This is a genomic window from Enterobacter cloacae complex sp. IR5418 (assembly GCF_049238105.1).
GTDB classification, from domain to species: domain Bacteria; phylum Pseudomonadota; class Gammaproteobacteria; order Enterobacterales; family Enterobacteriaceae; genus Enterobacter; species Enterobacter hormaechei.
Genome location: NZ_JBMKHS010000003.1, coordinates 215165 through 230859 on the forward strand (window position 1 = coordinate 215165; position 15695 = coordinate 230859).

Genomic DNA, 15695 nt, shown 5'->3' on the forward strand with positions numbered 1-15695 from the left:
TGGTATTGATGTCGCTTTTGCTACAATGGCGACTGATTTTCCGTGTCGATTTATATCCCATGCTCATGCGCCTTATCTTTATCCTTCTGCTACTGGTTTCCGGTGGAGCGTCTGCCAGCCTGACCAGTGAGCAAGGCCTTCCTGCCCAATATATGCAAACCACTGAAGATGCGGCCATCTGGGCGCAGGTGGGAAATGCCGTCGTGAACGTGGGCAATGTCCGCGCCGGGCAGATCCTTGCCGTCTTTCCGGCCGCGGCGGATTACTATGAATTTCGCTTCGGGTTCGGGACCGGTTTTATTGATAAAGACCACCTTGAGAAAGTGCAGGGTAAGCAGCGCGTAGAGGATAGCCTGGGCGATCTGAACAAGCCGCTCAGTAATCAAAACCTCATCACCTGGAAAGATACCCCGGTGTATAACGCCCCCAGCAGCGGAAGTGCGCCGTTTGGCACCCTGAGCGCCAACCTGCGTTATCCGATTCTGAATAAGCTGAAAGACCGCCTGAACCAGACCTGGTATCAGATCCGCATCGGTAACCGCCTGGCGTGGATCAGCAGCCTGGATGCCCAGGAAGATAACGGCATCCCGGTGCTGACCTACCACCATATCCTGCGTGATGAAGAGAACACCCGTTTTCGTCATACCTCCACGACCACCAGCGTGCGCGCGTTCAGCAACCAGATGACCTGGCTTCGCGATCAGGGTTACACCACGCTGACGATGTACCAGCTGGAAGGCTACGTGCGTAATAAAATGAACCTGCCCGCGAAGGCGGTGGTGATTACCTTTGACGACGGCCTGAAGTCGGTGAGCCGCTACGCGTATCCGGTGCTGAAAGAGTATGGCTTCAATGCGACGGCGTTTATCATTTCGTCACGAATCAAAGGCCACCCTCAGAAGTGGGACCCGAAATCGCTACAGTTTATGAGCGTTCAGGAAATCAAGGCCATTCAGGATGTGTTCGACATTCAGTCTCACACCCACTTCCTGCATCGTGTGGATGGGTATAAACACCCTATCTTATTGAGCCGCAGCTATCACGTGATCCTGTTCGATTTTGAACGCTCACGCCGGGCGCTGGCGCAGTTTAATCCGCGCGTGCTCTATGTTTCGTACCCGTTCGGCGGGTATGACAATAAAGCGATAAAGGCGGCCAATGATGCCGGTTTTCATCTGGCGGTGACAACGGTGAAAGGGAAGGTGAAGCCGGGGGATAATCCGTTCTTACTGAAACGTCTGTATATCTTAAGAACGGATTCGCTGGAGACCATGTCGCGGCTGATCAGCAATCAGCCGCAGGGGTGAATCATAAATAGTTTATGGTGAAGGTGGCGATGCCCCGGTAATTGCCTGGCTTAACGGGAGTAGCCCAGTCCCTGCCCATCCATGCCTCGAACGGCAGATCGATGCTTGAGTTGGTCCCTGAAACGTAACTGCCACCTTCGCCGTATAAGGGCACGTACACAAACGCCGGGTCATTGATGTCTCCACCATTCGGAGGGTTAGTAATGAATATCTTCGAAAACCCGGCGACGACGCCTGTCGCCGCATCTGACGATGTCAGCGAATTGGGGATGTACGCGCCGGTCCCGTCAGCCGTTTTGGACGTCACCTTATACTGAATAGCCGTCACGTTATTACAGCCCCTGAGTTGAAGGCTGAAATACTTTCGTGGGAAAAAGGACGTATCCCTGATATCGGAGGCCATCACTTCGCCAAAATCGACGGTATTAGAGCCGTTATTCACCATTGCCGTTTGGCAGGTTGATGCCGAAACGGGAATGCTGAAGCTGGCCGTCGTGACCTCAAACCACCAGGGCAGGTTGTCGCTGTCAGTGTGATTGCCAATCGACATACCGCCGATCCGCTTCGATGCCTGCGGGGTGATTTTTGTGCTGTAGTTCAGGTTACCGCTAAATTCCTGGGTCTGATAAAGCTTGATCTGGATCTTCCAGTCTTTACTTTCGTTTGGCGCCTGAACGCCCAGCGATGCCCATTTACCGTTGGTCGTCTTAAACCAGGCTCCGGGGTTATTATTGCTATAGACGCGAACGGCATAATAAATCCCTGGTATGTTGGTGGGCCATTTCGCCACATCCTCACCGAAAGAGTCATAGGTAATATTCTCCATCCCTTTGCCATCACCACCTGGGTCACACTCAGACCAGAGAGGAGGAGTCAGCTTTGCCTCGTAAGGCCCGCCAATTTCTATAACATTGGGGTGGTCAAACTGTAGCTGCTCTATGAAATAGACCGGCGTGCTTGAGGTGCCGTTGATAATGGTGGAGGTGCCGCCTTCACCTTCTGCGCCAAAATGGCATTCATTGGCATAGGCATAGCTTTGCACCAGGCACAACGCCCCAACGAGGAGCTTTGTCAGGGCAATTACATCTATTTGTCCTTTTTGTTTCATGAGTATCTTTTCCCTTTTACTCTAGTTGTACGTCGCATCGACAACGACGCGGCTGGTGACTTTCCCGGCCTTAACCGTGCCGGTGTTCTGCAAGCGCGCGTAGAACTGATAGTCTTTCGCCCAGCTGTCCGTTCCGGCATCCAGCACCACGCTGGAGGTGCCGTCGGCATTGAGGACGTTGGTATTTAAAGCTTTCGAAAAAATCACCACGCCGGTATTCTCCGCGCCCCCTTCGGCGACGGGCGTTTCATTGATAAACACCTGGCGGCTTGTGGTCGGCCACTGTTTGCTTTGCGGCTGGAAGCTGAAATTCAGTTTTTGCACGCTCGCGCCGTCATCCCCGCAGCTTTCCACCCGGACCTTAAAAAGCGTGCCGGAGGCGGCGTCTGTCGGCATCAGGCGGTTGCTGCCGTCCGGGTTATAAAACCAGGATTTACTCACCGTCGGTAAATGCACCTGACCGTCGTCAGGGATCGACACCTGGCAGGTGTTTTCGACAATGTTGGCATTGAGTGTAATATCCATGCCTGTCTCAGCGGACAGGCATGGGGCAGACCAATACCAGGTTAGCAGTGCGGCCAGGACGGTGAATCTTCTTAGCACCTTTTGATGGTTGTGCAACATGGCTGTTCTGCCCCTGTATTGTGTTACTGGTAGGTCACAACGAAAGTGACCGGCACGCTGACGTTACCCGTCGTGACTTTATCAATCGTTTGACCTTTGGCTAACACAATGCGCGCCGCTAAATCGAGCTTCGCCGCTCCGCTGCTGATGGTCACCTTTTGGTTCGTCGGCGTGTTACAGCTTAAAAGGGTGCCGCTGCCCGCTGTCCCTTTCCATACTTCGAATGCCGTGGCATTACCCGCTGCGAAGGAGTCACCGTCAGCATTCGCACCGGAACAGGATTTTTTTTGTACCGTCACGGTGGCCGTTTTCACGCCTGCGCAACCGGAAAACGCGATCTTGAAGGGCTCGCTGCGGCTTTGTGCAACCAGGTCTGATTTGAAGACATCACCAAAGGGCAGCGTGGAAATGGCCTTACTGCTTGCGTCCTGAATTTGCGCGGTACAGGTACCGGCCTCAATGGTAGAGGTAAATGTCGCCTTCACGCTGCTGGTACCGGTAATGGCGCTGGCAACACCAGAGAACAACCCCGCGGAAACGGCCAGCGCAATCAGGGTGGACGGTTTCATTTTCATCATTGCGTATCCTTCCGCTTATTCGTAAGTAAAGTTAAAAGTAGCGATGGCGCTAAAGTTACCGGTCGTGGCTTTCCCAGCCTGGGTCTCAACCAGACGCGCCACCAGCGGTACTTCTTTGCTGCTGATTTCTGCCGTCGTCCAGACCAGACGTTTGCTGTCATCGGTAGAGTTAACTTCAAACGGCGCATCTGGCGCGGAAACACGCGCAACGGTCACTGCCATGTAATCCGCAGGGGAAGTGGTGGCCGCATTGACAATGCCTGCTTTAACATACCCGGATGCTGAGCCTGTTACCGTGGTTTTCAGCTTCGCCAGGCTGGCCGGGCAATTAACAATCTTCAGCTTGAACGTGGTACTTGCCGCATCCGAGCCGCTGACGATATCTGCCAGACTGGTTTTACCGCCAGTACCAATGGGAATGGTATTATTGTTTCCATCACCGGTGCCGCCCTCGATTTTCATGTCGCAGGTGGTTTCACGCAGCGTTGCCGTGAACGTGACGTCAAGGCTTGCGGCCATCGCCTGTGAGCTCAGCGCCAGCACCAGCAGGGTGCTGAGCGGCGTCAGTAACATCATTTTCTTCATTCAAATTAACTCCCTGTTAAAAAATCATTGCATCTGACATGTCTGGTTGGTGAGCATGGTTGTCAGCCCCACTTTCTGTGCCGATGCCGTAATCCGGTAGGTGACGGTGCAGGCGTTGTTCACCTCGTTGCCCCACACCACGCGTAACGTGCCGCTGTCTTCAACGCCGCGCACGTAGGCCTGGCCCGCCTGTCCGACGGAACCCACCGACTGACCCTGTTCATTAAGCACGTCCGCTCCGAGCGGAATAAAACTGTTGTCGGAACGATGCAGATCGAGCAGCAACGAACGCCCCTGATAGGTTTCGAAATCCACGCGCAGAACCGCGCCGCTGCGCGGCACCGCCACTGTACTGGTGCTTTTCACCTCGACGTCGGACTCAAGCTGAGAGATATCAATCCCGACCGTGTTTTCACGGTAGGCGGAGAGATACGGCATGATGGCGTAGCCGGAGCTACCAATGACGCCGTCACCCACGGTCAGGTGAGCGCCTTTGGCGCCCGGTGCGCTGACCAGCGCCAGCGTGTCGGTATCGCCAATGCTTCCCGGTGCCAGCGTAATACCGCCGGAATGCACCAGCATGCCGCCGCTGTAGCTCAGGGAGTACTGACGGCTGTTGTCGTCAGAGGCGGAGGCCGACAGGCTGAGCGGGCCATACGGGCTGTTATAGTTACCGTAACCGCCGATCTGGTTAAGATCGCCGCTGTTTGCCCGGCTGGTGCTGGTGTTGACGCTGTAGCTGAAGCGGTAATCGTCGGTGTTACCATTCGCGCTGGTGTTAAAAGAAGTACTGTCTTTGAAGTCCGAGTTCATGTTGGCCGACACCGTCGAGAATCCACCCGGACGTTTGTTATGGCCCAGCAGATTTTCCAGCGGGATCGTCAGGCTGAGATAGATGCTGTCATTCTTTTCACCGTACTCATCGTAGGTTCGCTGAAGGGAAACGCTGTAGCTGCCCAGCCAGAAGCTGTTGTTGTAGCCGACGGAGAACTGTGAAGAGGAGCTGGACTCTGTCCAGTAGTCCTGCCAGCTTCCGGTGGCGTACAGCGAGCCGTAATCCTCCTCTCCAACGCGAACCGGCTGGCTGACGTTGAGCTGGACCTGGTTCTTCATACGCTGGAAGTGGTTATACACATCTTCGCCGGTGTCGCCCGGGTTACGTTCGGTATCGCGATACTTCACATCTTCCGCCAGCGATGCGGCGTCGTTCAGCGTCAGGAAGTCTTCCGTTGAGAAGCGGTAGGCCGCGACGTTAAACGAGGTGTTGGTATCTTCCAGCAACTTACTCCAGGAGAGACGGTAGCTCTGGCCTTTCAGCTTGCCAATGCCATCCACATCCGCATCGGAGTGGGTGACATCCAGCGCAAAGGCACCGATACGGGTATTCATCGCCAGACCGAGCAAGCCAGACCAGTAGCCGGTGTCCATATATTGCATACCCGCATAGCCGGTAAACAGGCTGCTCAGGCCGTAGTAGCCCGTCAGGTAGCCGACGCGCGGTTTATCCCGCATGCCGGTATCGTGCAGTTCGCCCACACCGATATCCCAGCGGCTATAGCCCGGGCGCAGCATCTGGCTGACGGACGAGTAGGGCACCGAGAAGGTGCGCTTGCTACCATCAGACTCTTCAATGGTAACGATCAGATCGCTGCCGTAGCCGGTGGTGCTGAGATCGTCGATCTCAAACGCGCCCGGTGGTACCGTGCTTTCATAGATTTTGTTTCCGCCCTGGGTGACGGTGACCTTGGCGTTGCTGTTTGCCACGCCGCGTATGGTTGGCGCGTAGGTAGAAATCCCGCCCGGCAGCATACGGTCGTCGTTATACATGCGCAGACCACGCAGGCTGAACGAGTTAAAGGTCTCACCGCGGGTGTAAGAGTCGCCAACCAGCATCTGTGCGCGAAGCGCCGTGATGTCTCGCTGTAGGTAAACTTCCTGGCTGGAATAGTCGGTACCGTCGTCCTGATCCCAGTCGAGCATTCCGCGCGAGCGCAAACGCCAGGGGCCCAGATTCAGACCATACTTCAGCCCCGCGTAGACGGTGTCTTCTGAGCCGCTGGAACCTACGCTGTGCCAGGCGTTAAGATCGTAAGAGAGCATGCCCGCGGTTATGCCATCATCCCAAAGGGAAGGATCGACATAACCGCCGGGGCGGCGATCGATATAAATTTGCGGCACGCTGAGGCTAAGCTCCTGGGTGCCCGGATCGTAGTCCTAGGACGACCCCGGCAGAGCCTTGTCGAGCGTAAGGCAGCTCTCCTGTGCGCGATCGTCGAAACTCTCCTCGCTTGTCACCTCTTTCAGACGCGCTTCTTTTACGCCTGCCTGTAGCAACAGTTTCGCCGTAAAACACGGGGTAGCGCGCGGCGTACCGTTATCTTTAAAGGTGAAATCGGTCAGCAGCTTTTTCTGTCCGTTAAGGGTGACCTGCGTTTTAAACGTGCCGGGCACCACCGGGTTGCCCCGGGAAAAGCGGCTAACATCAATGCTTGTTCCGGTATTGAACAAAAACTGATCGTTGAATTCGACCTCTTCGCTCTCTGAAGATGGCGCAGCCGGGGCTTCAGCGGCATAAGCTGTAGTCTGTAGGGCCGTGCAGATGGCAAGACAAAGTAATGAGCGGCGAAATAACATACAATCACTAATCCGTTAGCGGCTAAAAGTTGAACGTCAATTTTTGTTGGTATGGCGATCAATTCACGTTTGCGTCGTGGTTTTCAGAGCCACCATAATCATTGATTGAGATGTAGGTGACTTTGGAAATTCGCGCTGATGCAGCTTCTTTTACGCTGTAGCTCTGGGTGGCAAACGGCGAAACGTAGTGCGGCTCAATCTCAACTTTCTTGCCGCCGATCGTGGCGTCCATTCTCGCTATCGAGACATAGAACGGAGAGTCGTTACGCGCCGTCAGGGTGCTGCCTTGCTGGGACCATTTCAGCTGGCCAGCCGCGACTGCCGGTTCGCCTTTCAGGCCGTCAGGGCGATGAAACATTTTGATACGCGTGCGGAATGCCAGTTGCAGCATATTCTGCGCATCAACGTCTTTGCTTTTTGGTGGTACTTCCAGCACGTTAAACCAGTACATTGTTTCTCTGTCGGCGGGCAAAGGCTGACCAAGATAGGTAATACGTACCGTCTGGCCTTTTGCCGCGTCAACGCGGGAAACCGGCGGCGTGACGATAAACGGCAGCTTTATTTCCTGCGGGTTAGCGGTGTCACGGCCATCATCCAGCCATGTCTGAACTAATAAGGGTTTATTACCGCGGTTTTCCATTTTTACCGTCACGTCTTTTGCCGACTGCGGGTAAATAACGCGGGTGCCGGAGATAACAATATCGGCAAAGGCTGAATGGGAAACGCAAAAAGCCGCACTTAACATAAGCGCGGTGAAACACGTTTTAATGGGGCGCATCATATTTATCCTTAAACAAAAAATGCGCCCACCTCATCCGTGAGCGCATGTATTAATCAAACGATTACGGGTAGACCATGGTGAAGGTTGCGTTGCTGCTGACTTTACCGGAAGTGATGTCATTGGTGCCTGACTTCCAGTCTGCGCTCGGTACGTACGCAACGCGGTAAGCCAGGGTGCCTTCGCCTGCGGTAATGTCCACAGTCTGTGTTGCTGTGCCCGGCTGGCCCACTTTGATACGGTCGGTCAGGGCTGCGGTGTTGTTGAACAGCGCCAGGCTGACGTTGTTAGCCGCGCCAGCCACGGTTGGGTCAGTTTTCAGCGTACCGTTTGACAGGTCTGCGAACTGCTGGGAGGTAAATACGGCGGAGGCCTTTTTCACGGTATCCGGGCATTTGCTCAGGTGCAGTTCAAACTCCTTAGAACCCACGCCTGCGTCAACGGTGGTTTTTTCCACGTCAGCTTTTTTAACAACTGGCAGGGTTACGGTGACGTTGTTGGCATCAACGCCGTTGTTGGTGGTGATTACGCAGGTGGTATCGGTGACCGCACCATCAAAAGTAATCACGCCAACGTCAGCAGCCATGGCCGAAACAGAACCCATTGCCATAACCGCCACAGCAGTAGCTAAAATCGTTTTGTTAAACATGTTAAACATGTTAAACATGTTAAACATCCATTTATAAAAAAATATTTGATTTGCCGCTAAATATTTGTTCTGTGAATTCATAGAACAGACTAATGATAATATTATTTTATCGGCGTTTAATATTTAGTTTTTATTAGGTTGTCATTAAGCAAAACTATATCTTTTGAATAATATTATATTTTATGTAAGTGAAATCAGATGGTTAAGACACTGAATAAGATTTGCGTTTAATAATGCTTGAGAATGTATAATTATATTTCAGTTTTGCGGTGAATATATTATGGGCGTGATAAAGGTTTCTCTTTGGGGGGTGAAATTAAGGGGTGAAAATTGTCAGGGCAATGTCCCTTTATTGCAAGCGAAATTATTTCAATGGTGTAAAATTGATAATGAAATATTTCTGTGAGATATAATTTATATGTATGGAATATGAGAGAGAAGGGGAAAGGGCTGTAAGGTTTACAGCCCTGAAAGGTGAGGATCAGGCTACCTGAACCGGAATGGCTTTCGCGGTGCGTTTCATGTCGTTATCACCTTCGAAGTAGGCGACTTTCGGCTGCCAGCGGCGCGCTTCCTCATCAGACATCATGACAAAGCTGGCAATAATCACGATATCACCTACATCTGCGCAGTGCGCCGCAGCGCCATTGACAGAGATGATTTTCGATCCGCGCTCGGCGGCGATCGCATACGTTGAGAAGCGTTTGCCGTTGTTTACATTCCAGATATCAATGGCTTCGTTTTCAAGAATACCCGCCGCGTCGAGAAAATCCTGATCTATCGCGCAGGAGCCTTCATAGTGCAGGTCGGCCTGGGTGACTTTCACACGGTGAAGCTTACCTTGCAGCATTTTGCGAATCATTACGTTTACCTTCAATTTTCAAGAGTGAAGAACTACACCAGCTCAACGACTTTATTATCAATAAGGCGTGCCTGACCGAGCCATGCCGCCACCAGAATCACCGCGCGTTTGCTGGACTCCGTGAGTTCAAGCAGCGTATCCGCATCACGAATTTGAATATCATCAGCGCGCAAGCCGTTGTCGTTCAGCGACTGTTCCGCCAGAGCGACGATCTCTTCGGCGCTTAACGCTTTCGCCAGAAGCTGTTCGGCCATGGCGTTCATCACCTTGCTTAAGCCCGGCGCGATCTTACGCTGCTCGGCGGTGAGATAGCCGTTTCGGGAGCTAAGCGCCAGACCGTCTTTCGCACGTACAATCGGCACGCCGACGATCTCAATGTCGTAGCCCATGTCGGCAACCATTTTGCGGATCAGCGCCAGCTGCTGGAAATCTTTCTCGCCAAAGCAGGCGATGTCCGGTTGCACCAGGTTAAACAACTTGCTGACGATGGTGGAAACGCCGCGGAAATGGCCTGGACGACTTGCTCCTTCCAGCATGGTGGAAATGCCCGGAACGTCAACGAAGGTGGCTTCGTCGGTGCCCTGCGGGTAGATATCCGCCGGGGCAGGTGCGAAGACGATATCCGCATGACGTTTTTTGAGCTTCTCGCAATCTTCCTGGAGGGTGCGCGGATAGCGTGCCAGATCGTCGGCGCGGTCAAACTGCATTGGGTTAACGAAGATACTCACCACCACGATATCTGCCCGCGCACGCGCCTCATCGACCAGCTTCATATGGCCGTCATGCAGATTGCCCATGGTTGGGACCAGGGCGATACGTTTACCTTCCTGACGCGCGCGACGAATATGCTGGCGGAGCAGCGGCAGGGTTTCAATGATTAGCACAACGAGACTCCTTAATGGAAACTGTGTTCTTCGCCCGGATAGACGCCGGACTCAACCTCGGCAATATACTGCCGCACAGCAGCACGCATGTCGCCTGCTTCTGTCAGGAAATTTTTGGCGAATTTTGGAATGTGCCCGCCGGTGATCCCGAAGGCGTCGTGCATGACCAGGATCTGGCCATCGGTGACGTTGCCTGCGCCGATGCCGATCACCGGAATCGACAGCGCCTCCGTGATACGCCTGGCCAGTTCAACCGGCACGCACTCCAGCACCAGCAGCTGCGCGCCTGCGGCTTCCAGCGCCACGGCATCATCAAACAGGGCCTGCGCCGCATCGCCGCGTCCCTGAACCTTGTAGCCGCCAAAGATGTTGACAGACTGCGGCGTCAGGCCCAAATGGCCACAAACCGGCACGGCGCGCTCGGTGAGCATTTTCACCGTATCGACCAGCCAGGCGCCGCCTTCGATTTTGACCATATTGGCACCGGCGCGCATCACTGTCGCCGCATTTTCGAAGGCCTGTTCCGGGGTGGCGTAGGCCATAAACGGCAGATCGGAAAGCAGCAGGCAGGCGGGGGCACCCCGGCGCACGGCGCGGGTGTGGTAAGCAATATCCTCGACCGTGACCGGCAGAGTGGAATCATGTCCTTGTACCGTCATCCCTAACGAATCTCCGACCAGCATGACGTTGATCCCTTCTTCGGCAAACAGTTTTGCGAAGCTGTAGTCATACGCGGTGATAGTGGCGAAGCGTTTTTTTTCCTGTTTGCATTTCTGCAATAAGGAGATGGTGGTTGGTTTCATACTGTTTCCTGATGACCCAAAAGCGAATCTTTGCGCATTCTAACAGTAACATTCGAGGGAACAATGATTTTAGGCAATCGATTAACCACAAATAATGAATGGCTAATCGATGCGGAGACGGGATTACCAGCGGGCCGGTTTATCCGCGTTGAGATGTTGCAGAACGGCTTGCAGCGAGGTGCCGTCAGGGAAGGTGAGATCGGGCGCGACTTCAAACAGCGGCCAGAGCATAAACCCCCGATTTTTCATGTCGTAGTGCGGAACGGTGAGGCGTTCGGTGTTAATCACCTCGTGACCGAAAAGCATAATATCGAGATCGAGCGTGCGCGGTCCCCAGCGTTCGGCTTTGCGAACGCGACCCTGCTGTAGCTCAATACGCTGGGTATTATCCAGCAGCGTTTCTGCGTCAAGGGTCGTTTTCAGCACCACGGCGGCGTTCAGATAATCAGGCTGATCTTGCGGGCCGAGCGGTGGCGTACGGTAAAATGAGGAGAGCGCAACAATGCGGCTGTGGGGGATCTCCCCCAGGGCCTGCACGGCAGCGTTAACCTGCTCCAGCGGAGAGGCCAGATTGCTGCCGATGGCGATATAAGCAAGGGTCATGCCGTGCCTTCACGACGCGGTGCGCGCTTGCGCGGGCGACGGTGACGACGGCGCGGTGCTGGCTCATCATCCAGATCCGTAAGCATATCTTTCTGCTCCGGTGGCGCAGAAACCTGAAACTCGCCCCACCACTGCGCCAGACGCTGTAGCTCCTGATTCCTTTCAACTTCAGCACGCAGAGAGAGGAGATCGAACGCGGCGCGGAACTTCGGATGCTCCATCAGCTTCCAGGCGCGTTTACCCTGACGGCGGGACATACGCAGCTGAAGCTGCCAGATATCACGCACCAGCGTGGTGATCCGTTTCGGGATCGCCAGCGTGCGACAGCCTTCGTCCAGCACGTCGTTTGCCGCCAGCGCGAACGCATCATAATAGGCGAGACCGCTCTCCTGGGTGATGCGCTGCGCCGTTTCCAGCAGCGGATACCAGAACATGGCCGCGAACAGGAACGCCGGATTCACGCGCATATCGTTATGAATACGGGTATCCGTGTTCTTCAGCACCTGCGCAATTATCCGCTCCATTGCGCTGTCACCGTTTTCGGTGAAGTAGCGGGTAATGGTCGGGAACAGCGGCTGGAACAGGTTGTATTCACGCAGCAGATTGTAGGTTTCAAACCCGTAGCCTGCCTGGAGCAGCTTTAACGACTCCTCAAACAGACGGGCAGGGGGCACGTCGTTAATCAGCGTCGCCAGGCGCGGGATCGGCTCTGCGGTTTCCGGGCTGATGCGCATGTTCAGCTTGGCGGCGAAACGCACGGCGCGCAGCATCCGGACCGGATCTTCGCGATAACGCGTTTCCGGCGTGCCGATCAGGCGAATCAGGCCGTCTTTCAGATCCTGCATGCCGCCAACGTAATCGCGTACGGTAAAGTCCGCCACGCTGTAGTAAAGGCTGTTGATGGTGAAATCGCGACGCTGGGCATCTTCTTCAATAGAGCCGAAGATGTTGTCGCGCAGTAGCATGCCGTTTTGGCCGCGCTGGGAAGTCGTGCGATCGTTGACGCCCGCTTCGTGATGACCGCGGAAGGTCGCCACTTCAATAATTTCCGGCCCAAACATCACGTGCGCCAGACGGAAACGGCGGCCAACCAGACGGCAGTTGCGGAATAATTTACGCACCTGTTCAGGCGTGGCGCTGGTCGTCACGTCGAAATCTTTTGGTTTTTTGCCCAGCAGTAAATCGCGAACCCCGCCGCCGACGAGATAGGCCTCGTAGCCTGCTTTATTCAGACGATAGAGCACCTTGAGGGCATTTTCACTGATATCTTTGCGGGAAATATTGTGCTGCTCACGCGGAATGACCGACATGTGTGGCTGTGCAATAGCGTCGTTCGCCATGCTCTCTTCGCGGCTCAGCACTTTACGGCAAAAATTAGCGACTCGGGTAAAAATAGTACACCTCGTAGTGTGTTTTGTTATCAAAAAAGCGGCTAATCATAGCTCAGCGCAACGCATTTGAGAATGCTGGATTTTTGGCACGGTCATAAGCGACCAGTCAGCAATCGCCCTTTTCAGCAATTCCTCCAGACTCAGATCCTGCCATTCCTGCGTTACATTCTGGTTGAGAAATCGCAGCGCGTCGATCAAAACCGGGCGCGGATCGCCGTCAGGCAGCGCCGGGGCATGATTCTGTTTTGACAGCTTATTTCCCTGTTCATTGACCGCCAGTGGCAGATGGATGTAACCCGGCACCGTCCAGCCAAACTGCTGATAAAGCGATATTTGCCGCACGGTAGGCTCAACCAGATCTGCCCCACGCACGATTTCCGTGACGCCCTGGAAATGGTCATCAACCACCACCGCCAGGTTATAGGCAAACAAACCATCACGACGGTGAATAATAAAATCTTCACGCGCCAGGCGCTCATCCGCCTGAATGGTGCCTGAGAGTGCGTCGGTAAACTGCATTACCGGAGAACGCTGTATCAGCCGTACGGCGGCATTTTCAGGGCCGTTGTGCCGCGTACGGCAGTGGCCGTCATAAACGCCACCTACGCTCTGAATACGCGCGCGCGTGCAGGTACAGTTATAGGAAAGGCCCTGTTCAGCAAGCCACGCCAGACGTTCACGGTAGGCATCATGGCGCTGAGACTGCCAGAGTACCTCGCCGTCCCAGTGAAGACCGTAATGTTCCAGCTGACGCAGAATAGTTTCTGCTGCACCGGGAACTTCACGCGGAGGATCGATATCTTCAATGCGGACCAGCCATTTACCCTGACGGGCGCGAGCCTGTAGGTAGCTGCCGAGCGCGGCAATTAATGAGCCGAAGTGTAATTCACCGGAGGGGGATGGCGCAAAGCGCCCAATATAGTGAGATTCAGACATATCAACGGTAACAAGGCGGGAGAGACTCCCGCCTTAGCAGAGTAGTGAGAGGGCAGGCGTTAGCCAGCCATCTGTTTTTCGCGGATTTCTGCCAGCGTTTTACAGTCGATGCACAGATCGGCTGTTGGACGCGCTTCCAGGCGACGAATGCCGATTTCAACACCGCAGGATTCGCAGTAGCCAAAATCTTCGTCCTCGACCTTCTTCAGCGTTTTTTCGATCTTTTTGATCAGTTTGCGCTCGCGGTCACGGTTACGCAGTTCGAGGCTGAACTCTTCTTCCTGAGCGGCACGGTCGACCGGGTCCGGGAAGTTAGCAGCTTCATCCTGCATATGTGTAACGGTGCGATCGACTTCATCCCTGAGTTGATTACGCCATGCTTCAAGAATACGCTTGAAGTGCGACAGCTGGGCTTCGTTCATATACTCTTCGCCCGGCTTCTCTTGATACGGCTCCACCCCAGCGATGGCGAGAATACTCAGGGACGATGTTTTACGGTTTTGCCCTTCTTGCATGTTGCTTCTCCTTAACACGCACTATCGATCCCCGTGTTGGGGGAAAAATCAGGTCGCTATAAATAGCAGATGCTTTTCCGTATGGCAATTATCTAAACGTAACACTTGACAACCCTGTGAGGAAAAGCGTATTTGCGCACGCGGCCAGAACACTTATTAGTCAATCGTCTAATCCCTTATAAGACAATGGGAAGAGACGATCTCAGAGTCATATTATCGGCAGAAAGTTCCGCTTTATAAGCGAAAATCTCTACCCCCTGCTTTTGTGCCTCATTCAACAATTGCGCGTATTTAGGATCAATATGACGGGCCGGGGAAAACCGTTCAATGGCTGAATGCAGAACTGCAAACAGCAACACGGCGCGCTTGCCCGCCGCCGCTACACTCATTAGCTCTCGCAGATGCTTCTGGCCACGTAGCGTTACCGCATCCGGAAAGAAGCCGTTTTCCTGTTCCGCTAACGTCACTGATTTCACTTCAATATAGCACTCAGGCCGGTCTTCCGCCTGTAACAGGAAATCAATTCTGCTGCCTTCATCGCCATATTTCACTTCGCTTTTTTGCGTGCCGTAACCAATCAGTTCAGGAAAAATTCCATTTGTCAGGGCTTCCTTAACCAGCTGATTTGCGCGCAGGGTATTCACGCAAATAAATGCCCCGTTTTGCGTCTCGGTCATTTCCCAGGTATGGGGATATTTGCGTTTAGTATTTTCTGATGTGGAATACCAGACCGTGTCACCCGGCGTGGCGCAACCGGTCATGGCACCGGTGTTGGGGCAGTGCAGGGTGAGCGTTTCGCCCTCAGGCGTGATCACGTCAGCGAGAAAGCGTTTGTAACGCTGGATCAGCGTGGCGGGCTGGAGGGCAGGGCTAAACTTCATCAGAATTCCTTAGCGTGTCGCCCAGCGTCCAGCGCTGGAGCGGCGTATAGCGGGTGCGTCCTTGTACAAAGACAGATTCGTAAAGCGCAAATTCATTCACCTGAAAGGACCAGTGAAAGCCCGGTGGCGGGATGGCCGTGGCCTGACCCGCATCGCGCAGCAGGGTGATGTGGGGATGAAACGGCTGCGGGCTTTGATAACAGCCGCTGCGCGCGGCCTGCGCCCGCAGCATGTTTGCGAGCTGGAGCAGCCCTCGAGGGGGCTGACGCGTCCCCAGCCAGACCACCCGAGAGCGCAGCCATTGCCCGGCATCATCAAGATGCAGCGTAAACCCCGGCTGAGCAATGCGTCCGGCCATTGCGCTTAACGCCCGCTGCTTTTCAGCGCTTACATCGCCGAGAAACGCTAACGTCAGGTGCATATTGGCGGCGGCGACAGGGCGGCCCGCGTCCGCGGGGAAGTGGCTGGCGCGCCAGCGAACAATTTGCCGTTGAAGCGTGGTGGGTAATTCAATGGCGAAGAATAGCCGTTTTGTTTCAGACATGCGCAAGACTCGG

Annotated in this window: 16 protein-coding genes and 1 pseudogene; 1 reads left to right on the forward strand and 16 read right to left on the reverse strand. The window is 54.3% G+C overall.

Annotated elements, in window-relative coordinates; genetic code table 11:
* Positions 1-59: 59 nt before the first annotated feature.
* Positions 60-1307, forward strand: coding sequence for a polysaccharide deacetylase family protein (locus tag ACOTX7_RS04290; RefSeq protein ID WP_221812946.1), 1248 nt, complete (start codon positions 60-62; stop codon positions 1305-1307).
* Position 1308: 1 nt separating this feature from the next.
* Here ACOTX7_RS04290 and ACOTX7_RS04295 read toward each other — a convergent pair whose 3' ends face one another.
* The 16 genes and pseudogenes from ACOTX7_RS04295 to thpR form a co-directional block, all read right to left on the reverse strand.
* On the reverse strand, positions 1309-2415 hold the full coding sequence (locus tag ACOTX7_RS04295; RefSeq protein ID WP_221812945.1) for a fimbrial protein: 1107 nt from the start codon (positions 2413-2415) through the stop codon (positions 1309-1311).
* A gap of 21 nt (positions 2416-2436) precedes the next feature.
* Positions 2437-3039, reverse strand: coding sequence for a fimbrial-like protein (locus ACOTX7_RS04300; RefSeq protein WP_221812944.1), 603 nt, complete (start codon positions 3037-3039; stop codon positions 2437-2439).
* A gap of 23 nt (positions 3040-3062) precedes the next feature.
* Positions 3063-3608 (reverse strand): fimbrial protein, encoded by a 546-nt coding sequence (locus tag ACOTX7_RS04305; protein WP_407045043.1) that lies wholly within the window; start codon positions 3606-3608, stop codon positions 3063-3065.
* 24 nt (positions 3609-3632) lie between these two features.
* Positions 3633-4202, reverse strand: a complete 570-nt coding sequence (locus ACOTX7_RS04310) for a fimbrial protein (RefSeq protein WP_006810072.1) — start codon at positions 4200-4202, stop codon at positions 3633-3635.
* Positions 4203-4226: 24 nt separating this feature from the next.
* Positions 4227-6836: pseudogene (locus tag ACOTX7_RS04315) on the reverse strand (outer membrane usher protein).
* A gap of 58 nt (positions 6837-6894) precedes the next feature.
* A complete protein-coding gene (locus ACOTX7_RS04320; RefSeq protein ID WP_221812942.1) occupies positions 6895-7617 on the reverse strand; it encodes a fimbrial chaperone in 723 nt (240 codons plus the stop codon).
* Positions 7618-7678: 61 nt separating this feature from the next.
* On the reverse strand, positions 7679-8263 hold the full coding sequence (locus ACOTX7_RS04325) for a fimbrial protein (protein WP_205924840.1): 585 nt from the start codon (positions 8261-8263) through the stop codon (positions 7679-7681).
* Positions 8264-8744: 481 nt separating this feature from the next.
* A complete protein-coding gene (panD, locus tag ACOTX7_RS04330; protein ID WP_006810068.1) occupies positions 8745-9125 on the reverse strand; it encodes an aspartate 1-decarboxylase in 381 nt (126 codons plus the stop codon).
* A 32-nt stretch (positions 9126-9157) separates the two neighbouring features.
* Complete coding sequence (gene panC, locus ACOTX7_RS04335; protein WP_205922243.1) at positions 9158-10009, reverse strand: pantoate--beta-alanine ligase; 852 nt, start codon at positions 10007-10009, stop codon at positions 9158-9160.
* A gap of 11 nt (positions 10010-10020) precedes the next feature.
* Positions 10021-10812 carry a 3-methyl-2-oxobutanoate hydroxymethyltransferase gene (gene panB / locus ACOTX7_RS04340; protein WP_221256934.1) on the reverse strand — a complete coding sequence of 264 codons (792 nt, stop codon included), beginning with the start codon at positions 10810-10812 and terminating at the stop codon, positions 10021-10023.
* Positions 10813-10935: 123 nt separating this feature from the next.
* Positions 10936-11415 carry a 2-amino-4-hydroxy-6-hydroxymethyldihydropteridine diphosphokinase gene (folK, locus tag ACOTX7_RS04345; RefSeq protein ID WP_221256935.1) on the reverse strand — a complete coding sequence of 160 codons (480 nt, stop codon included), beginning with the start codon at positions 11413-11415 and terminating at the stop codon, positions 10936-10938.
* Positions 11412-12809: a polynucleotide adenylyltransferase PcnB gene (pcnB, locus tag ACOTX7_RS04350; protein WP_071850070.1), complete on the reverse strand. Its 1398-nt coding sequence runs from the start codon at positions 12807-12809 to the stop codon at positions 11412-11414. The genes folK and pcnB overlap by 4 nt, the downstream gene beginning before the upstream one ends.
* A gap of 42 nt (positions 12810-12851) precedes the next feature.
* Complete coding sequence (gluQRS, locus tag ACOTX7_RS04355) at positions 12852-13742, reverse strand: tRNA glutamyl-Q(34) synthetase GluQRS (RefSeq protein WP_221256936.1); 891 nt, start codon at positions 13740-13742, stop codon at positions 12852-12854.
* 59 nt (positions 13743-13801) lie between these two features.
* A complete protein-coding gene (gene dksA / locus ACOTX7_RS04360; RefSeq protein ID WP_001155232.1) occupies positions 13802-14257 on the reverse strand; it encodes an RNA polymerase-binding protein DksA in 456 nt (151 codons plus the stop codon).
* Between the two features lie 176 nt (positions 14258-14433).
* Positions 14434-15138: a DNA/RNA nuclease SfsA gene (gene sfsA / locus ACOTX7_RS04365; protein WP_006810062.1), complete on the reverse strand. Its 705-nt coding sequence runs from the start codon at positions 15136-15138 to the stop codon at positions 14434-14436.
* The gene (gene thpR, locus ACOTX7_RS04370; protein WP_205922240.1) at positions 15128-15682 is read right to left on the reverse strand and encodes an RNA 2',3'-cyclic phosphodiesterase; all 555 of its coding nucleotides are present in this window, start codon (positions 15680-15682) and stop codon (positions 15128-15130) included. The genes sfsA and thpR overlap by 11 nt, the downstream gene beginning before the upstream one ends.
* Positions 15683-15695 lie beyond the last annotated feature (13 nt).